Source organism: Vulcanococcus sp. Clear-D1, from assembly GCF_014654725.1.
Taxonomy (GTDB): domain Bacteria; phylum Cyanobacteriota; class Cyanobacteriia; order PCC-6307; family Cyanobiaceae; genus Vulcanococcus.
Map to the genome: position 1 here is coordinate 1 of NZ_JACVZV010000028.1, position 16,488 is coordinate 16,488.

General features: G+C 64.7%; 24 protein-coding genes. 10 read left to right on the top strand and 14 right to left on the bottom strand.

Annotation, left to right across the window (positions count from 1 at the left end; translation table 11 throughout):
* Window positions 1-129 precede the first annotated feature (129 nt).
* Together H9532_RS11230 and H9532_RS11235 are read right to left on the bottom strand one after the other, a co-directional pair.
* Entirely contained in the window at window positions 130-891 is a 762-nt protein-coding gene (locus H9532_RS11230; RefSeq protein ID WP_296368483.1) for a ZIP family metal transporter, read from the bottom strand.
* Window positions 888-1,229 (bottom strand): hypothetical protein, encoded by a 342-nt coding sequence (locus H9532_RS11235; RefSeq protein ID WP_296368559.1) that lies wholly within the window; start codon window positions 1,227-1,229, stop codon window positions 888-890. Before H9532_RS11235 ends, H9532_RS11230 begins: the two co-directional genes overlap by 4 nt.
* A gap of 238 nt (window positions 1,230-1,467) precedes the next feature.
* On the opposite strand from H9532_RS11235, the gene H9532_RS11240 reads away from it, so the two are divergent.
* Both H9532_RS11240 and H9532_RS11245 read left to right on the top strand, forming a co-directional pair.
* Entirely contained in the window at window positions 1,468-2,886 is a 1,419-nt protein-coding gene (locus tag H9532_RS11240; RefSeq protein WP_296368485.1) for a peptide ligase PGM1-related protein, read from the top strand.
* Window positions 2,887-2,940: 54 nt separating this feature from the next.
* A complete protein-coding gene (locus H9532_RS11245) occupies window positions 2,941-3,225 on the top strand; it encodes a hypothetical protein (RefSeq protein ID WP_296368487.1) in 285 nt (94 codons plus the stop codon).
* Window positions 3,226-3,238: 13 nt separating this feature from the next.
* On the opposite strand, the gene H9532_RS11250 is transcribed toward H9532_RS11245, so the two are convergent.
* Entirely contained in the window at window positions 3,239-4,114 is an 876-nt protein-coding gene (locus H9532_RS11250) for a LysR substrate-binding domain-containing protein (protein WP_296368489.1), read from the bottom strand.
* Between the two features lie 184 nt (window positions 4,115-4,298).
* Between H9532_RS11250 and H9532_RS11255 the strand changes: the two genes are divergently transcribed.
* The gene (locus H9532_RS11255) at window positions 4,299-5,306 is read left to right on the top strand and encodes a HAMP domain-containing sensor histidine kinase (RefSeq protein ID WP_296368491.1); all 1,008 of its coding nucleotides are present in this window, start codon (window positions 4,299-4,301) and stop codon (window positions 5,304-5,306) included.
* On the opposite strand, the gene H9532_RS11260 is transcribed toward H9532_RS11255, so the two are convergent.
* Window positions 5,272-5,907 carry a response regulator transcription factor gene (locus H9532_RS11260; protein WP_296368494.1) on the bottom strand — a complete coding sequence of 212 codons (636 nt, stop codon included), beginning with the start codon at window positions 5,905-5,907 and terminating at the stop codon, window positions 5,272-5,274. The two genes, H9532_RS11255 and H9532_RS11260, sit on opposite strands and share 35 nt — an antisense overlap.
* A gap of 267 nt (window positions 5,908-6,174) precedes the next feature.
* Between H9532_RS11260 and H9532_RS11265 the strand changes: the two genes are divergently transcribed.
* On the top strand, window positions 6,175-6,390 hold the full coding sequence (locus tag H9532_RS11265; protein ID WP_296368495.1) for a hypothetical protein: 216 nt from the start codon (window positions 6,175-6,177) through the stop codon (window positions 6,388-6,390).
* On the opposite strand, the gene H9532_RS11270 is transcribed toward H9532_RS11265, so the two are convergent.
* From H9532_RS11270 to H9532_RS11300, 7 genes are all read right to left on the bottom strand, one after another.
* The gene (locus tag H9532_RS11270; protein WP_296368497.1) at window positions 6,299-8,899 is read right to left on the bottom strand and encodes an HAD-IC family P-type ATPase; all 2,601 of its coding nucleotides are present in this window, start codon (window positions 8,897-8,899) and stop codon (window positions 6,299-6,301) included. The two genes, H9532_RS11265 and H9532_RS11270, sit on opposite strands and share 92 nt — an antisense overlap.
* A 39-nt stretch (window positions 8,900-8,938) precedes the next feature.
* A complete protein-coding gene (locus H9532_RS11275) occupies window positions 8,939-9,127 on the bottom strand; it encodes a hypothetical protein (protein WP_296368499.1) in 189 nt (62 codons plus the stop codon).
* Window positions 9,127-9,369, bottom strand: a complete 243-nt coding sequence (locus tag H9532_RS11280; RefSeq protein WP_296368501.1) for a hypothetical protein — start codon at window positions 9,367-9,369, stop codon at window positions 9,127-9,129. Before H9532_RS11280 ends, H9532_RS11275 begins: the two co-directional genes overlap by 1 nt.
* A gap of 87 nt (window positions 9,370-9,456) precedes the next feature.
* Window positions 9,457-9,609, bottom strand: a complete 153-nt coding sequence (locus H9532_RS11285; protein WP_296368503.1) for a chlorophyll a/b-binding protein — start codon at window positions 9,607-9,609, stop codon at window positions 9,457-9,459.
* Between the two features lie 77 nt (window positions 9,610-9,686).
* A complete protein-coding gene (locus tag H9532_RS11290; protein ID WP_296368505.1) occupies window positions 9,687-9,875 on the bottom strand; it encodes a hypothetical protein in 189 nt (62 codons plus the stop codon).
* A gap of 28 nt (window positions 9,876-9,903) precedes the next feature.
* Window positions 9,904-10,140 (bottom strand): hypothetical protein, encoded by a 237-nt coding sequence (locus H9532_RS11295; RefSeq protein WP_296368507.1) that lies wholly within the window; start codon window positions 10,138-10,140, stop codon window positions 9,904-9,906.
* A 126-nt stretch (window positions 10,141-10,266) separates the two neighbouring features.
* On the bottom strand, window positions 10,267-10,761 hold the full coding sequence (locus tag H9532_RS11300; RefSeq protein ID WP_296368510.1) for a YbhB/YbcL family Raf kinase inhibitor-like protein: 495 nt from the start codon (window positions 10,759-10,761) through the stop codon (window positions 10,267-10,269).
* Between the two features lie 30 nt (window positions 10,762-10,791).
* On the opposite strand from H9532_RS11300, the gene H9532_RS11305 reads away from it, so the two are divergent.
* The 5 genes from H9532_RS11305 (at window position 10,792) to H9532_RS11325 (ending at window position 13,836) form a co-directional block, all read left to right on the top strand.
* The gene (locus H9532_RS11305; protein ID WP_296368511.1) at window positions 10,792-11,028 is read left to right on the top strand and encodes a hypothetical protein; all 237 of its coding nucleotides are present in this window, start codon (window positions 10,792-10,794) and stop codon (window positions 11,026-11,028) included.
* Window positions 11,016-12,185 carry a CapA family protein gene (locus H9532_RS11310; RefSeq protein ID WP_296368514.1) on the top strand — a complete coding sequence of 390 codons (1,170 nt, stop codon included), beginning with the start codon at window positions 11,016-11,018 and terminating at the stop codon, window positions 12,183-12,185. The genes H9532_RS11305 and H9532_RS11310 overlap by 13 nt, the downstream gene beginning before the upstream one ends.
* Window positions 12,186-12,213: 28 nt before the next feature.
* On the top strand, window positions 12,214-12,939 hold the full coding sequence (locus H9532_RS11315; RefSeq protein WP_296368516.1) for an STAS/SEC14 domain-containing protein: 726 nt from the start codon (window positions 12,214-12,216) through the stop codon (window positions 12,937-12,939).
* Between the two features lie 61 nt (window positions 12,940-13,000).
* Entirely contained in the window at window positions 13,001-13,309 is a 309-nt protein-coding gene (locus H9532_RS11320; RefSeq protein ID WP_296368518.1) for a hypothetical protein, read from the top strand.
* Window positions 13,310-13,401: 92 nt separating this feature from the next.
* Window positions 13,402-13,836, top strand: a complete 435-nt coding sequence (locus tag H9532_RS11325; RefSeq protein WP_296368519.1) for an Hsp20/alpha crystallin family protein — start codon at window positions 13,402-13,404, stop codon at window positions 13,834-13,836.
* Window positions 13,837-13,893: 57 nt separating this feature from the next.
* Here the strand turns inward: H9532_RS11325 and H9532_RS11330 are convergent, their stop codons facing one another.
* The 3 genes from H9532_RS11330 to H9532_RS11340 all read right to left on the bottom strand — a co-directional run bounded on the left by H9532_RS11330 (window position 13,894) and on the right by H9532_RS11340 (window position 15,703).
* On the bottom strand, window positions 13,894-14,889 hold the full coding sequence (locus tag H9532_RS11330) for a sensor domain-containing diguanylate cyclase (protein WP_296368521.1): 996 nt from the start codon (window positions 14,887-14,889) through the stop codon (window positions 13,894-13,896).
* A 66-nt stretch (window positions 14,890-14,955) separates the two neighbouring features.
* Entirely contained in the window at window positions 14,956-15,348 is a 393-nt protein-coding gene (locus H9532_RS11335; protein WP_296368523.1) for an AbrB-like transcriptional regulator, read from the bottom strand.
* A gap of 25 nt (window positions 15,349-15,373) precedes the next feature.
* The gene (locus H9532_RS11340) at window positions 15,374-15,703 is read right to left on the bottom strand and encodes a hypothetical protein (protein ID WP_296368525.1); all 330 of its coding nucleotides are present in this window, start codon (window positions 15,701-15,703) and stop codon (window positions 15,374-15,376) included.
* Window positions 15,704-15,784: 81 nt separating this feature from the next.
* Between H9532_RS11340 and H9532_RS11345 the strand changes: the two genes are divergently transcribed.
* The gene (locus H9532_RS11345) at window positions 15,785-16,459 is read left to right on the top strand and encodes an alpha/beta family hydrolase (RefSeq protein WP_296368527.1); all 675 of its coding nucleotides are present in this window, start codon (window positions 15,785-15,787) and stop codon (window positions 16,457-16,459) included.
* The last annotated feature ends 29 nt before the right edge of the window (window positions 16,460-16,488 follow it).

Consider the following 16,488-nt stretch of genomic DNA (forward strand, 5'->3'; position numbering starts at 1 on the left):
CAGGGATGAGCTGGAGAATAAAGCACAACCGCAGCAGACCAGGCTTAAGCCAACAGTTTTGCCGCCAATCAACAATGACACCAATAGCCTTGAGCCACCTGCGCGGTACTAGTCAACAAGATGTCTTTTTCAGGCCAAGATGGCAATCATCAACATGAATACCAGGCCACCGGCGAAGCAGGCAAAACCAGGCAATGCACGCCCTGGTTGAGCATCGTTCTTGATTTCAGGCACCAAATCAGATGCTGCAATATAGATGAAGTTACCAGCGGCAAATAACACCAAAGGAGCCAGAGAAATCTGCTCGCGCAACCACCAGGCTATGAAGGCACCCAGGGGAAATGTGAACGCTGAGACCAAGTTCCAAAACAGCGCTTGACGCGGTCTCCATCCGCTGTGCACAAGCACACCAAAGTCACCAAGCTCCTGGGGAATTTCATGGGCAATTGCAGCCAACCAAGCCGCCACACCGGCGGGTGGATTGATCAGATAGGTGCTGGCAATCCCCAGGCCTCCAATGAAGTTATGCAGGCCATCGCCCATCAGGATCAACAGGGCTATCGGCTCGCGCACCCAGCGATCGTCCTGTCCGAGCCGCAGCCGGCTTTGATGGCGATGGGAATGATGCCAATGAAGGAACTGCTCCAATGCCAGAAATGCTGTAAAGCCAGCCGCGACCCATTCGCCTGAGCGCAGCGGATCCAGGGCCCGATATCCCTCCGGAAGCATGTGGAACAACGCACCTCCCAAGAGCGAACCCGCCGCCAAAGAAACCAGCGGCCTGAGGAGCTGCTGCAAGCGCCAAGCTGGAAGCGCCAGCGTGATTCCACCCACCAGAGCCACAAAGCTCATTACCAGGCTGCCGAACAGAAGCGTTCCCTCAGGGCTCATCCCTGCCACCACAGCCAGGTGTCGCGGTTGAGCAGAAATCCCACAAGTGTGAGCACCACCATCAACAGCACCTGATCAGCACGCGAATCAGGAATGCGGACGTCAGCCACAAGGTGTGCAAGGTTCGTTGTGCTGTACACCACGCTCAGCACAAACTGCGTCATTCGCCATGGCATACGATTGCTCCAGCCCAAGGGATCAGACACCGCGTGAACGGCCAGAACCATGGCGATCACCGGAATCAGAAAGTACACCAGCATCGCCAGAAAGATGCGCGGCAACTGCGATGGTGAAACCTGGCTTTTGATCTCCACAGAAGCGCCGTGGAAGAGCGGCATCAGGCCCAATTCCACATGAAACAGCATCAGAAGTAGCCAGGTGCACCACAGCCCAGCCACGCGTAATGCAGCAGAGTCCACAAGTTGGTTGCGTACTCTCCAGTTTCAATCGGCGATCCCTACTGAGCGGCTGCTACATCAACCAAATCAACAGCAGATCTGCCCATACAGCACAACCAACATGCAAGCAAAGGTCAAAAGACTCAGAAGCAAGTCTCCGAGTCAATGTCTGGTCTCTATGGCGCAGCTCCTGCCTGGTAGCGATCTGCTGGTCGTGCCCTCCTACAACGCCGATCCGCGCACCCTGTCCTGCATCGATGGATTGGACAGCTGGGCGGAGCGGCATCTGGTGGAGCTCCGCCACCTACTCCATCCCGGTCATCGGCTGGTGTTCGTTACGCCCACCCCCATCAGCGAGGGTTGCCTGGAAGCTGTGCTCAAGCTGATGCCGGCCGTGCCGCCGTCCTGGCTGCGGGAGCGACTGCAGGCGCTGTGTCTGCACGACCATGCCCCAAGGCCGCTGACCCACAAACTGCTAGCCAGGCCTCGTTTGCTCGAGCAGCTTCGCGAACAGCTCAGGCCAGGAGCACGGCTGGCCTGTTATTCCGTTTCACCGGCGGAGATGGCCCTCGCTCAGCTGCTGAACCTGGAACTCGAGGGCACACCGGCTTCCCTCTCGGGGCTCGGCAGCAAAGCCGGCTCCGCCGAAGTGTTTGCGCAAGTCGGCATGCCCCATCCGCGCACCTCCTTGCTCTGCCACAGCTTGGAGCAACTTCGCGACGCCTGCACTGAACTGCTGGAGCGCCACAGCGACATCAATAGCCTCGTGGTGAAGCTCAACCGGATGGCAGGCGGGCGGGGCAATGCTCCGCTCGAGCTGGAGCTTCAGTCTTGGCGGCTCCAGCCACCTCTCCAACGGCGCCAGGCGCTGGAGCATGCCCTCCTGCACCTAGAGATGCCGCTACCCCACTGGCGCGACGAGCTCCTAAGCAATGGTGCGGTCGCCCAGGAACTGATCGATGGCCGTGCTGGAGCCCTGAGTTCACCCAGAATGCAGCTCTGGATTGATGGCAATGGAGCAGCACGGCTGGTCTCCACCCATGAGCAATGGCTGGGGGGCCCCCACGGGCAGAGCTTCAAGGGCTGCCGCTTTCCTGCTCGTTCTGTCTACCGCGAGGAGCTGATGGCCATGGGAGAGCGCCTCGGCCAGCACCTGGCTGGACTGGGCTGCCGAGGAGCCGTACTGCTGGACGTGCTGGCCAGGCGCCAAGACAAGCGCTGGCAGCTGTGGGCCATCGAAATCAACCTGCGAAAAGGGGGCACCACCCATCCGTTTCAGCTGGCGGCCAGTGCCACCGGCGGGAACTTTGATCGGGCAAGGGGTGAGCTGCGCAGCGCTGATGGGTCGGCGGTGTTCTACGAAGCGAGCGACGAACTGCGTATGCCCCATTGGCACGGGTTGCTTCCCGAACAACTCCTCGACGACTGGGTACGCCGTGGCCTCTTCTTTGACAGTGCCAGGCGGCGAGGCTGCATCCCCCATCGCCTTGGAGCCCTGAGTGAGCACGGCCTGCTGGGCGCCACGGTGTTGGGACGCAGCCGGCGCGAAGCATCAGATCTGATGCGGCAAATGCGCCGCGGGCCACGGCAGCCCTGATCGAAACCCCTATGCAGAGAGGAGCGTGGCGATCCATGTTGATCGTCTTCCTGCATGAGCCAATTCCATGCCAAGGCCTACCTCGGGGCAGCCCTGGCCCTCACGCTGATGGCCGGGTCAGCCCAGGCCCAGCCCGGCAACTTCGAGGAGCGGCGCCTATTGATGCGGCACATGACCAAACAACTGCAGGCGCGGCTTGAGCAGCGACTGCTCTGCATCAACCAAGCCAAGAGTTGGGGTGATCTCGACACCTGCCAGCGTGCCAACAGCACCGGCTGGCATCACGGGCCAGGGATGGGCGGCCCGGGCATGGGCGGTTGGGGCTGCCCGATGTGGTGAAGCGGGCACCCGCTCAATTGGCGAGCTGAACGTCGTCGAACTGGGCCGCCAACAACCGGGCCTGCTGAAGCAGATGCTCCACGAGCTGCTGCACGGCAGGCTGATCCACGAGATCGCGGCGAACCACCAGCGCTTCACCGGTGATCAGGCCCAGATCCCAATCCAGGCGCACGGTGGTGGGTTGCAGGGCTTCGGTGAGGCTCTGGCCGTAGGTGAGCGTCACACCATCGGCGCAGCGCCCCTCCCAACAACTCGGGTCATAGCGCTTGATCCGCACCGGATCACTCCACAACCCCTGTTCACGCAGCACCGCTTCGGTGCGGGGAAACCAACCCGGGGGCAAAGCGAGGCTGGGGAAGGGCTCGAGATCAGCGCCGCTCAGGCCGCGCACCTGGGCCAGCGGATGGTCTGGGGCGGCCAGCAGTTGCACCGGTTCCCGCAGGAGATCGAGCACCCACCAATCGGGATCATCGGGGCCCGGCAGATCGGGCTGATAGCTCCCCACCCAGGCATCCATCACGCGATCCTCCAGCAACTGCAGCGGGCGCTGCACACCGGGCAGATCAAAGCGGCCCACCACCCAACCCTCCGGCGGGCTGGCCAGAAACCAGGGGCCTGAGGCATAGGTGGCATCGATGCGCAACGGCGCCCGCCCGCGCAGGCGGGCCTGTTGATGCACGGTCCGTTCGGCCATCAGCAGGGAGGCATCACCGCCGAGCTGCACGTGGCCATCGGAACGGCTCAGCTTCAGGTTGAACAGCTTCAGGGCCGAGCGCACCTGGCGAGACACCGTGCTCTGGTGCACATCGAGCACCTCGCTGACGGTGCCTTCATTCCCCAACCACAGGTAGAGATCCAGAACCGCGAGATGCTCGAGCGGGAGAACCAAAGACCCTGAAAGCTGCCGGGCCAATCATTCGGCAACGGCCGCTGTTGAACCGCGGCGTTGCTCAGCCTGATACAGACGGATGCAGAGTGGTTGTAGATCGGCACTAGCGATGCAGCGATGGCGTCGCGCTCTCAAGCGCTGCATCAGCAGAGGTTGGTGCATCACCGCAAGCCTGGCCCTGCTCATGCTGCTGATCAGCCTGCTGATCGATGGGCGGTTCAGCGGAACGTTGGAACTGAGAAGCCCGCCCTGGAGCTTGCTACCGGTGATGGCCGGTGTGGCATTGCTCACCACCAGGCAGGAGAGCCTGCTGGTGGTGCTGTTTTTAGCCCTGGAGATCTCCTGCGACCTCGCCCATGGGCTCAACCATGCCGATCGGCAGGTTGAGGCGCTGTTGTGGGCGCGCCGCAGCCTTTTGCTTGTGGGCTGCGTCTGGGCCGCCCATGTGCGCTCAAGGCTGGAAGAGCAACAACGACAACTGCAAGCCAGCCAGGCTGCACTGGCAGAAAAACTGGCCCAGAGCTTGAAGGCCTCCGCCTTAGCCCATGAGCTGCGTCAGCCCCTGAGCCAGCTGCTGCTGCAAACCAGGCTGATCCAGCACCGCTTCGAAGAGGCACCGATCAGCACCCCAGCCCTGCAGGACAGGATGGCCGAGCTGCAAACTTGCGGCGCACAGATCAATGACCTGATTGAGGCCATCGGTTCGCTCCTCAAGGAGTCGGCCGCACCGATGCAATCTGTCGACCTCACGGCGGTGCTCCGCACTTGCCTGCAGCGGCTGAAGCCCCTGCGGCAGGCCTCACAGGTGGAACTCCAGCTGAAGCTGCTGCAGCCACCGGTGCTGGTGAGCGGCGTGCCCGGGCAACTGGAGATTGCCTGCTGCAATCTGATCAGCAATGCCTGCGAGGCCTTGGAGGGGCAACCGCAACCCCGCCGGTTGACCTGCAGCCTTCAAGCCGATGAGGGCCTGGTTGAACTGGTGGTGGCCGACAGCGGACCAGGCCTACCCAGCAGCAACCTGCGCGATCTCTTGATGCGCAGCACCAAACCGCATGGGATGGGGGTGGGCTTACTCACGGTGCAATCGATTGCCTGCCGCCACGGCGGGGTGCTGCACCTGGGCCGCTCCCAGTCATTGGGGGGCGCGGAGCTGCGCCTCAAACTGCCGCTGGCGAGCCCGCATCCCACCTGAGGGTGCGGTGGAGCGTGGCCAGCCGCACCAACTCCGCACCGCTCACGCCGAGCTTGGCGGCCACGCTTTTGCGATAGGTCTCCACCGTGGCCACGCTGAGCTCAAGCCGAGCGGCGATCTCCTTGTTGAGCAACCCGCAGCCCAGTTCTCGCACCAGCCGCCGCTCTCGCGGACTAAGCCGATCGATCGCAGCCAGCTGCAGCTCACAACCCTGCATCGCCGCTGTGATCCCACCGCAGAGACCCTGCTTCCAGGGCATCAGCACGGCCAGCAGCTGATCCCAGGCCTGAGCCTTATCCATCACCCCAATCGTGAACGGCTGCAGATCAGCAGGGGGCACGAACTGTGAGGCCATGGCGGTGATGAACAACAGCTCCGCCTCCGGCCTGCGTTGCAGCAACGGATCGACCGCATCGCGATAACACTCACCACCCAATTCCACATCCACCACCAACAGACGTGGCGGAGAACAGTTGATCAAAGCAACGACCTCCTGCACCGACACGCAAACCCCGGTGACATTCAGCCCCGCAACCTCCGACAACACACCAGCAATGGCCTGACCCACCATGCGGTGATCGTCGAGAACAACAACACTCAAAACCACTCCAGTCGTTGAGCTACAAATGTCCTACAGCATCAAGGTGTAGGGCATGCTGCTAAATGGGGGGGGGGTAAAAAAACTAACAACGATTTCAGGCATAAATGCAACATCCGCATAAACCCATCTGCAGCAGATTGCACCCTTCACGGCGCACCACAGCAGCGCTCCATTGCATCACCCATCCCAATTCAGGGATCCGCAAACAAGGATCTAGGCGCACAAGCGCACTCAACCAATCCTTAAGCAATCCTTACGGCAGTGCCGATGGTTTCCCTCAACGCCCGCTCAGGCCCCAGCAGCTTCCGCTCCAGCCAGCGGCTCACCATCACCGTGGCCTACTCCACCCTGGATGCCCTGATTGAGCGCAGCAACCGCGAGGGCCGCTCCCTCAGCAACTTGGCGGCCTATCTGCTCGAGAGCTCCCTCGATCGCCGCGGCGCTGAAGCCACTTCTGCAACTCCACAGCCAACAACACACTGAGGCTCAACGCCAGCTGCACCAGCCACTGCTGCAGCGGCAGTGGCCCGGTGCCCAGCAGCCGCTGGCCCCAAGGGCTGTGCATCATCAACACGTGCAGAGAGAACGCTGCCGCCGTGCCCGCCAGCAGCAGCGGTGATCGCAGCGGTGAAGCGCTGAACACCGAATGCTTCTCCAGGCGGCAGTTGCCGATCTGCACGTTTTCAAACAGCACCATCTGCAGCAGCAACGCATTGCGGGCTTGATCCAGCGGCCAGCCCCGTTGCAGCAGAACTGCATAAAGCGCAAAGCCCACCAAGCCCATCACCAAGGCCGCCAGCAGGGTGCGCTGGCGCATCAGCCGATCAAACACCGGCTCCTGCGGCGGTCTGGGGCGCTGGCGCAGCACATCGCCCTCCGCCGGCTCAAACGCCAGGGCCACATCCTGCACACCATTGGTGGCCAGATTCAGCCAGAGCAGCTGCACCGGCAGCAGTGGTAGCGGCAGGCCGCTGGCCACCGCCAGGGTGATCAGCACGATCTCGGCCGCGCCCGACGACACCAGCAGCGCGATCACCTTGCGCACATTGGCGTAGGCGATCCGGCCCTCCTCAATGCCGGCCACGATCGACGCGAAGCCGTCGTCGGCCAGCACCAGATCGGCCGCCTCCCGGGCCACATCGGTGCCGCTGCGCCCCATCGCAATCCCGATCTGCGCGGCCCGCAGCGCCGGCGCATCGTTCACGCCATCGCCGGTCACGGCCACGAAGTGGCCGGCCCGCTGCGCCGCCTGCACCAGTTGCAACTTCTGATGAGGGGCCATGCGCGCAAACACGCAGCGGCTGGCCACCAAGCGCTGCAGCTGCCGCGGGCTGGCCTGCTCCAGGTCGCGGCCCTCCACCACCGCATCACCGCCCTGCAGCAAGCCGAGCTGGCGGGCCATCGCCGCCGCCGTGGTGGGGTGATCGCCCGTGATCATCCACACGCGAATGCCGGCTTCATGGCAACGCTGCACCGCCAGCGCTGCACCGGGCCGCAGCGGATCCATCAACCCCAACAGCCCCAGGCACTCAAGGCCACTGGGCTCCGGCGGAGTGGCCTGCTCGCCGAGCGGCTCGAGGCCTTGGCCTTCCGCCAAAGCCAGCACCCGCAGCCCCTGGCCTGCCAGCGCAGCGGCCTGCTCCAGCCAGTGCTGCGCCGCTGCGGGGCTGGCGCTGCACATCGGCAACACGCGCTCAGGCGCGCCCTTCACCAGCACGCTGATCCCGCCGGTGCTGGCGGCATGAAAGCTGGCCGCAAAGCGGTGCTCGGGCTCGAACGGGATCGCCTGGCGCTGCGGCTCCGCCAACAGCACCTGCTCCCGGTTGAACCCCTGCTGGCGGGCGAACTGCAGCAGCGCCACGTCGGTGGGATCGCCGCGACCCTCCCAATCGCCATCGCGGCGATGCAGATCGGCTTCATTGCAGAGCACCGCTGCCCGCGCCAGCCGATCGAGCGGCACGCCATCGGCGGGGAGCACCCGCTCCACCGAGAGCTGATTGCAGGTGAGCGTGCCGGTTTTATCGCTGGCGATCAGAGTGCAGCTGCCTAAGCCCTCCACCGCGGGCAGCCGCCGCACAATCACCTGCCGCTGCGCCATGCGATGGCTGGCGGCCGCCAGGGCCACTGTGAGCGCCACGGGCAGCCCCTCGGGAATGGCCGACACCGCCAGCGCCACGGCAAACAGCAGCGCGTCCAACAGGGAAATGCCGCCGCGGGCCATCGCCAACCAGCCCACGGCCAGGGCCGCCAGGCTCACCAGCAGGCCGATGCTGCGGCTGAAGCGATCCAACCGCTGCAGCAGCGGCGGCCGCCCGGGCTGAATCGTTTGCAGATCGCTGGCCAGCCGGCCCACCTCAGTGGTCAGGCCCGTAGCCACCACCAGCCCAATCCCGCGGCCACGAGCCACCGTGGTGCCGGCATGGGCCATGGTGCAGCGCTCAGCCAAGGGCGTGTCGGCGGGCAGCTGCGCCTGGGCGTGCTTGTGCACCGGCAGGGATTCACCGGTGAGCAGCGCCTCATCGAGCTCGAGGTTGTGGCTGCGGAGCAGGCGCAGATCCGCCGGCACCACCTGGCCGCTCTCCAGCCACACCGCATCGCCCACCACCAGGGTTTCGGCATCGCGCAGCACCACCTCGCCATCGCGGCGCACAAGGGCCTGCACCCTCAACAGCTGGCGCAGAGCATGGCTGCGGCGCTCCGCCTTCCATTCCTGCAACCCGCCCACCAGGGCGTTGAGCAGCAACACGGCGGCAATGAAGAGGGCATCCTTGCGGTCGCCCACCACCAGTGACAGCAGCGCCGCCACCAGCAGCACCGCGATCAAGGGGCTGGCGAACTGGCGCAGCAGCAGCGCGGCCAGGCTGGGGGCCGGGGCCTGCGGTAGGCGATTGGGGCCGTCTGCCGCCAGCCGCCGCTCCGCCTCAGCACCCGTGAGGCCGTCGGCGCTGCCGGAGGGCGGCCGGGCATGCCAAGGAATAGCAGCAGGCAGCATCACCCCCACCCTTGAGCGGCGCGGCGGCCGGCCGCTCGCCTAGGTGTTGATCTCGGCATGCATCGCCCAGAGGGCGGCATAGAGCGGCCGCATCTGGCGATCGATCCGCGCCACCTCGGCGGAGCTGGAGGTGCAATGGCACAGGGTTTGAAGCAGGGCCTGGATCTGGGCCTGCAGCTCGGCGATCCGCCGCTGATAGCACGTGTGGGTGATGGGCAGGGTGTTCATCAGGCCTCCACCTCCACCGAGCTGCCTGCGTAGCCGTCCGCCGCCGCCGTGCGCAGGCGCCAGCCCTGATCGCCATCGGGCTCGATCACCATCAGACGCTCTCCGCGCAACAGCGCGTGGCTATCGGTGATGCCCTTCACGTAGCCGGCCAGAAACCACAGGGTCATGCCGGCCTGCTCACCGCTGAGCAGTTGATCAAGGCTCTCCGCCGAGACACCGATCTCCCAGTTGCCGTTGTTCATCCCACGACTCCATCGCGTGCACCCCACCAGCCTGAGGGCAGAACCACTGCAGCAGCCCCGCCTGCGGCTGTGCTGCTGCAGTTGTGCTCAGGGGCCAGGCCAGAGCGCGTGCAGCTGAGCGAGCACCCCCTGGCCGGTGAGCAGTTCGGTGGCTAAAGCGATCACAAAACCGAGCATCGCCAGGCGCCCATTCCAACGCTCGGCCTGATCGGTGAAGCCCCAACGCTGATGCTGGTTCATAACCCACAAAGCAACTCAGCCAAGCCAAGCCACAGCAAGCGCCGGCGCAGGCCCAGCCGTGAATGCGCGGCAGCTGCTCAGCGGTTCCGCCGCTCAAGCGTGGCTTCGATGATCGTCTGGCAGAGGTTGCTCACGCTGCGGGCCTCTTCTCCTGCCCAGCGGCGCAACTGAGCGTGCACGGCTTCCGTGAGATTCACCGTGACGCGGCTGTTGCGCAACGGCCTCTCTTCTGGCTGCTCAGGCGGCTGCCGACGACCTGGTCCCATCACAGCTGAAACAAAAGTCGCCGCAGTTCTACAGCAGATCTACAGCCTCTCCACCACCCCGCTCCAGACGATCCACACGCTCCTGCAGCTGATGCAGCTGCTCCGCCATCTCCAGCGGATCAGGCAGCGCCGGATGGCCCAAATCACGGCGCACCAGGTTGGCCACATAGGCCGTGATGCTGAGGCCCTGTTCGGCGGCACGCTGCTTGATGGCCTCGATGAGCTCCAGGGGCAGAACCATCGAGAGCTGCTTACGGGGCGTCACGACGATCGAACTTGCAAAGAGTGATGCGTTGGCAAGGCCCAGAAGGCCAGACCAACACTTGCAATTAAGCGCATCAAAGTGCAGCAGTTTGCGGCAGTTTTTTTTAGCGCTGGTTGCCGATCGGCTTCACGCGCTGCTGGCATAGAGCCCCATGAGCTCAGCCCGCCCCAGGGCGTGGGCCTTGATCGCCGCCCGCAGATCAAACACCGTGCAACCCGGCGGCAGATCCAGCGCCGCATCCAGGGCCACCAGCTCAAACCGGTAGCGATGGGCCAGGCCCGCCGGCGGCAGCGGGCCCTGATAACCGATCCGCTCAAAGCGCCCCACCCCCCAGCAGCTGCCGTGGCGGGCGCCATTGGGCAGTTCAGGCGCCCGCTCCAACCCTGCCGGCAGTGCCCGCAGCGCAGCCGGGATGTTGAACAGCAGCCAGTGCACCCAACTGCCGGCTGGTGAGTCGAGATCCTCCAGCAACAGGGCATAGCTGCGGGTGTGCTCCGGTGCGCCGCTCCAGCGCAGCGGCGGCGAGAGATTGAGCCCCTCGCCGCTATGGATCAGCGGGATCAACTCGCCATCGCGGAAGGCCGGCGATTCGAGATGGAAGGTTCCATTGCTGCTCACCATGCGCGCAGGGGCCCAGGCACTGGCGCCAGGGTGCGCGCCTTCACCCCCGCTGAACGCCGCAGCCGCAGCATCCCAGCGCCGGTGCCGCAGCTGTGCCGCTCCAACCGCCGGCTCCCGGCGGGGGGCATAGATCACAGGCAGCGATGGGAGCTGGCTGTGGTGCCTGTGATTCCGGTGTCCCTGGCGGTGCAGCTCTGCCTGGCCCTGGTGGTGCTCGGCCTGCTGGTGTTCGCGATGGCCTCACTGCAACAGCTGTGGAACCGTTAACCCTCAAGCTGCTGCTGGGGGGCGATCTGATGCTCGGCCGGGGCGTCGATCAACAGATGCCCCAACACTGCGATCCAGCCCTGCATGAGGCGGTGGTGCGCGATGCCCGCCACTACGCGCAGCTCGCCGAGCGGCTCCATGGCCCCATCCCCAAGCCCTTCCAACCCGCAACGCCCTGGGGCCAGAGCCTGGCCTGGATGGAGCGGTTCAATCCCGAGCTGCGGCTGGTGAACCTGGAAACAGCGATCACCACCAGCCGCCGGCCCTGGCCGGGCAAAAGCGTGCACTTCCGCATGCACCCCGCCAACATCACAGCACTGCAGGCGGCCCGCCTCGATGGCTGCAGCCTCGCCAACAACCACAGCCTCGACTGGGGCTACAACGGCCTGGCCGACACCTTGCGTTGCCTGCGCCAGGCCGGCATCCAGGCCGCCGGCGCGGGCCTCAGCCCCCATCAGGCGCAGCGGCCGGCCCGCTGGCAGCTGGGCCATGGCCGCGAGCTGCTGCTGTTCACCTGGGCCTTCACCAGCAGCGGCGTGCCACCGGCCTGGGCCGCCCTGCCCTGCCGCCCCGGCGTGGCCCTGATCAGCGGCATCAACAACGGCAGCGTGAAATGGCTGTGCCGTTGCATCAACCGCCAGCGGCGCCCGGGAGATCGGGTGGTGGTGTCGTTGCACTGGGGAGCCAACTGGGTGCCGGTGGTGCCGGAGCAGCACCGCTGGCTGGCGCGGCAGCTGATCGAGCTGGCCGGGGTGGATGTGGTGTTTGGCCATTCCTCCCACCACCCGCTGCCCCTGGAGATCCATCAGGGCCGGCTGATCCTCTATGGCTGCGGCGATCTGATCAACGACTACGAGGGCCTGCCGCCCCATGGACCCTGGCGCTCCGATCTGGTGTGCCTCTACGGCGTGGAGCTGGAGCGCCGCAGTGGCGGCCTTGCGGCACTCGAGCTGCAACCGTTTCAGCTGCGGGGCTTCCGGCTGCAGGAGGCATCGGCGGCCGATCGCCAACTGCTCGAGCACCAACTGGGCCTGGAAGCCACACCGGCGGGTTGGCGTTGCCGGCCCCTTGGCAACGGCTGGCGATTGGAACCGCAACGCAGCAGCTCTGCGGCATTGCCAGCCCAGCCCCGCGCCGACCTGTTGAGCCATCCATAGGTTGCGCCGGTTCCACGCCACCCCCGCCATGATCCAGCTGATCGAGAACCTCCCCGCCGGCACGCTGGGGTTCAGCTGCGGCGGCCAAATCAGCGGCGACGACATGCAGCGGCTGGTGATCCCCAAGGTGGAGGCAGCGCTGCTGGAGCACGAGCGGATCAAGGCGCTGGTGGTGCTTCAGCCCGACTTTGAAGGTCTCAGCCTGGAGGCCGCTTGGGACGACACCAACCTGGGCCTGCGCCACTGGGATGGCTTTGAGCGCCTGGCGGTTGTCACCGACCTCGGCTGGGTTCGGCAGGCCACTCGGGCCTTGGCGCTACTGCTGCCCTACCCGGTGCAGCAGTTCAACCTCAGCAATCTCGACGGCGCACGCCGCTGGCTGGGCGAGGCGCTGGGCACCGTGCACCTGGAACGGCAGGGAGAGGTGATCACCATCAGCCTGATCGGCCTGCTGGATCCAGAGGTGTACGCCCGGATCGACGACGACCTGGCCAACCTGTTCAGCGAGGTGGATCACCCACGGGTGTTGCTGGACCTGCGGCAGTTCGATGGGTGGCTGGCCCTCGGGGCCCTGCGGCAGCATCTGGCCCTGATCCGCGATTACCGCCACCGCGCCCAGAAGCTCGCGGTGGTGAGCAACGGCCCCTTGATGCAACTGGCGCCGCGGCTGATCAAAACCTTCAGCCATGTCAACACCCAAACCTTCAGCAGCAGTGATCTGCTGGCCGCCCAGGACTGGATCTGCGGCGACTGAGCCGCAGAACACGCCGCCACCGGCACGGATCCTTTGGCTGGGAGGGACTGCGCTCTGTGCCATGAACACCCAGCACTGCCAAACCTGCTCCTACTGGGATCAAGCCCACGGGCTGGAGATGACCTCCATGGGGGCGATCGCGCCCTGCACCCGTCATGCGCCCAACCTGTTCACCCTCGAAAGCGTGGAGATCAGCGAGGCCGCGCAACAGTTCAGCGGCTACGCCCTTGGCGATGGCCTCAGCGACATGCAGGTGCCGATGGCGCTGTGGCCCTACACCAACCGCAACCAGATCTGCGGCGATTACAAACCCTGCGACCTGGAAGAAAACGCCCGGCGCTGCAGGCAGCGGGCCACGCCGCTGATCTGAGCCGAATCAAGCGCTTCGCAGGGTCATCGCAGGGTCATAGAGAGCGGCATTCATAGCTTGAAAGAGCCATTGATCTCCCAAGAGGCATTCCAATGAGTCTGATCAAGTGGGAACCCCTCACTGACATCGAAGCGATGGTGGATCGCGCCTTCAATTGGCCCAGCTTCCGCCTCGGCGCCTCGATGCCACTGAGCGAATGGGGTCCGCGGGTGGATATCTGCGAAAGCGACGGAACGTATCTGTTCAAAGCCGATATTCCCGGCATGAACAAAGAGGATGTGTCGGTGTCGATCGCCGAAGACATGCTCACCATCCAAGGTGAGCGCAAGCGCGAAAGCGAAGAAACCCGGCCCCATTTCCATCGGGTGGAGCGCTCCTATGGAAGCTTCAGCCGCAGCTTCTCCCTGCCGGATGATGCCGACCGCACAACCGTGCACGCCCACTGCGAAAACGGTGAGCTCACCGTGAGCATCGCCAAGAAGGCCGGCGCCGAAGAGGCCAAGCCGCTCGCCATTCCGGTGGAGTAAGACCAACGCCCCAGATGGCCGCCTGCAACAGCGCAGGCGGCTCCCCTCCGCAACAGATCAATCCACCAGCAGCGAAGCCACCTGATTGCGGCCGTTGCCCTTGGCCAGATAAAGAGCCTGATCTGCCCTGTAAAACAGATCGGCAAAGCTCTGATCCCTGTCTGCCAGCTGGGTGATGCCTCCGCTGATGTTGGGGTGGTAGTCGGAATGGTCGAACACGCCGCGCATGGCGGCGATCGCCTGGCGGATCTCCTCCGCCAACTTGGTGGCGCGGCTGATCGAGGCATTCACCAGCAGCACGGAGAATTCCTCATCACCGATGCGACCGAATAGATCCTCATGGCCCAGCAGCTGTTGCGCGACAGCGCAAACATCCAGCAACACCTGATCACCGGCCTGGTGCCCCCAACGGATGTTGATCTGGCGGAAGTCGTCGATGTCGAAATTAAACAGGGCCAGCGAAGTGCTCTCGGCGCGAGCCTGCTCAAACTCCTGTTGGCCGAAGCGGAAAAACACGCTGCGGTTGTACAAACCAGTCACGGGGCACTGCATGCTGCGCTGGCGTAAATCCAGCTCCCGCATCACCAGGTCAGCCATCAGCTGCAACATCACCCGCTGGTGGGGATCGAGCACCCGCGGCTTGCGATCAATCGCGCAGAGCGTGCCGAGGTTGTAACCGTCGCCGGTGCGCAGGGGCACACCGGCATAGAAGCGGATCTTCGGCTCATCCAACACCAGAGGGTTGGTGTTGAAGCGTGGATCATCGAGCGCATCCGGCACCTCCATCAGCTCCGGCTCAGCGATCGCATGGGCACAGAACGCCATGGTGCGCGGCGTCTGCTGCGCCTCCAAACCATGGCGCGCCAGAAACCACTGCCGATCGCGATCCACCAGCGACACCAGTGCGATCGGCACGCCCAGCACCGCAGAGGCCAACTCCACGATGCGCTTGAACTCTGGATCCTCCGGTGTATCGAGCACCGCGAAGCGACGCAGCGCCCGCAGCCGCTGCTCCTCATCAGCAGGAATCGGATAGTCGGGATAGGGGCTCATCGCAGCAGAACAAAGAACAGGAACACCGAAGCCATCCATGGGTGGCGCTCTCACCGCCTCGAGCGATCAATCCATGCCGCTTTCAGCCTGATCCGCGGAAGGGTCAAGCGGCGTGAGCCGAATGACGCCCTCGTGCAGATGAATGCGGAACTGATCACCCGGCTTGAGCTGCAATTTCTCGGTGTAAGCGCGGCCCATCATCAGGTTGCCGTTGAAGTGCACATGGGTGTTGAAGCTGAGCTGCCGCCCCTGGCTGCTACGGCTGGCGCGCCAGCGGCCGGGCTGCCCGGGCAGATGCACGCCCTTGGCCTCCAGGATGGCCTGGTAGGAGTCGGTGAAGTGGAGATGCTCGCGGCCATCCTCAGAACGGGTGGCATAGCCGCAGGAGCGCACCAGCTCTGAGCGGCTGAGGCCCCGCAGTTGATCCAGTCTGGCGAGCAATCGATCACCTTCGAGCATGGAAGCGGCAAGCAGCGGCCACGATCTAAGAACAGCTGATTGGGTTGTGTTCACGCCAACGTTGTTCTGCCGCTGGAATGCTGCAGCTGTGCACCAATCGCATGCGCTGCAGATAGCGCATCGGCCGTTGTTTGCTGGCCAGCCAACACTGCAGCCGATTCACTGCCGCAGCGGGATCCACAACCAACAAGGCGCGATCTTGATCGAGGCTGAAGTTCCCATCGGCGCAGAGCCAGCGTGGCCGCGCCCGCACCATCGCCGAGGGAGGCATCAACAACACCCGCCAACCAACCATCACGATGTTGCAGGGAAAGGGATGCTGAACAGCGCGGCAGCAGCCGGTGATCCGCGGCACACATCCGGCGCAAAGCTGCCGCGCTGATCCGAAGCGGTGGCGGGGCTTTCTCTGATGGGAGCAGACCATCGCCCAGCCTCCATGGCCCGCACAGCCAGCCGCATCAGCCTCACCATCCCCGCCGACGGCGGCACCCTGGCGGCCGACCTCAGCCTGCCGCCACAACCCGACGGCCTGGTGGTGTTCTGCCATGGATCCGGCAGCAACCGCTTCAGCCCCCGCAATCGCCGTGTTGCTGAACGACTGGAACGGGGCGGCCTCGCCACCTTGCTCTGCGACCTCGAACGCAACAGTGAAGCCACCAATGGCCGCACCCTCGCCTCGCTGCCCCCCCTGCAGAAGCGCCTGCTGCGGGTGCTCGATTGGACAGCTCAGCAGGATGATCTGAACGACCTGCCCCTGGGACTGTTTGGCAGCAGCACCGGCGCCGCCCTGGCCCTGGTGGCCGCTGCGGAACGGCCGGGGCGGGTGCAGGCCGTGGTGTCGCGCGGCGGACGCCCGGATCTGGTGTTCCAGCGACTGGCCGAGGTGCGCTGCCCCGTGTTGCTGCTGGTGGGTGAGCACGATGTGGATGTGTTGGAGCTCAATGCCTGGGCTGCCGGTCAGCTGCAGGTGCGCAACCAACTGGTGGTGATTCCGCAAGCCAGCCATCTGTTCAGCGAACCGGGCTGCCTGGATGCAGTGGCCGAGCAGAGCTACACCTGGCTGATGGAGCAATTCCGGCAGGGCCGATTCGGCACTGCAGATGATTTGTAGACAAGCCCTGCAACCTGCTGCACAACCAC

What these genes read in the sequence shown, in the direction of transcription:
- H9532_RS11230 (WP_296368483.1), bottom strand. Translation starts at nt 891, where the DNA reads ATGAGCCCTGAGGGAACGCTTCTGTTCGGCAGCCTGGTAATGAGCTTT.
- H9532_RS11235 (WP_296368559.1), bottom strand. Translation starts at nt 1,229, where the DNA reads ATGCCGCTCTTCCACGGCGCTTCTGTGGAGATCAAAAGCCAGGTTTCA.
- H9532_RS11240 (WP_296368485.1), top strand. Translation starts at nt 1,468, where the DNA reads ATGGCGCAGCTCCTGCCTGGTAGCGATCTGCTGGTCGTGCCCTCCTAC.
- H9532_RS11245 (WP_296368487.1), top strand. Translation starts at nt 2,941, where the DNA reads ATGAGCCAATTCCATGCCAAGGCCTACCTCGGGGCAGCCCTGGCCCTC.
- H9532_RS11255 (WP_296368491.1), top strand. Translation starts at nt 4,299, where the DNA reads ATGCTGCTGATCAGCCTGCTGATCGATGGGCGGTTCAGCGGAACGTTG.
- H9532_RS11265 (WP_296368495.1), top strand. Translation starts at nt 6,175, where the DNA reads ATGGTTTCCCTCAACGCCCGCTCAGGCCCCAGCAGCTTCCGCTCCAGC.
- H9532_RS11270 (WP_296368497.1), bottom strand. Translation starts at nt 8,899, where the DNA reads ATGCTGCCTGCTGCTATTCCTTGGCATGCCCGGCCGCCCTCCGGCAGC.
- H9532_RS11275 (WP_296368499.1), bottom strand. Translation starts at nt 9,127, where the DNA reads ATGAACACCCTGCCCATCACCCACACGTGCTATCAGCGGCGGATCGCC.
- H9532_RS11280 (WP_296368501.1), bottom strand. Translation starts at nt 9,369, where the DNA reads ATGAACAACGGCAACTGGGAGATCGGTGTCTCGGCGGAGAGCCTTGAT.
- H9532_RS11285 (WP_296368503.1), bottom strand. Translation starts at nt 9,609, where the DNA reads ATGAACCAGCATCAGCGTTGGGGCTTCACCGATCAGGCCGAGCGTTGG.
- H9532_RS11290 (WP_296368505.1), bottom strand. Translation starts at nt 9,875, where the DNA reads ATGGGACCAGGTCGTCGGCAGCCGCCTGAGCAGCCAGAAGAGAGGCCG.
- H9532_RS11300 (WP_296368510.1), bottom strand. Translation starts at nt 10,761, where the DNA reads ATGGTGAGCAGCAATGGAACCTTCCATCTCGAATCGCCGGCCTTCCGC.
- H9532_RS11315 (WP_296368516.1), top strand. Translation starts at nt 12,214, where the DNA reads ATGATCCAGCTGATCGAGAACCTCCCCGCCGGCACGCTGGGGTTCAGC.
- H9532_RS11320 (WP_296368518.1), top strand. Translation starts at nt 13,001, where the DNA reads ATGAACACCCAGCACTGCCAAACCTGCTCCTACTGGGATCAAGCCCAC.
- H9532_RS11325 (WP_296368519.1), top strand. Translation starts at nt 13,402, where the DNA reads ATGAGTCTGATCAAGTGGGAACCCCTCACTGACATCGAAGCGATGGTG.
- H9532_RS11330 (WP_296368521.1), bottom strand. Translation starts at nt 14,889, where the DNA reads ATGAGCCCCTATCCCGACTATCCGATTCCTGCTGATGAGGAGCAGCGG.
- H9532_RS11335 (WP_296368523.1), bottom strand. Translation starts at nt 15,348, where the DNA reads ATGCTCGAAGGTGATCGATTGCTCGCCAGACTGGATCAACTGCGGGGC.
- H9532_RS11345 (WP_296368527.1), top strand. Translation starts at nt 15,785, where the DNA reads ATGGCCCGCACAGCCAGCCGCATCAGCCTCACCATCCCCGCCGACGGC.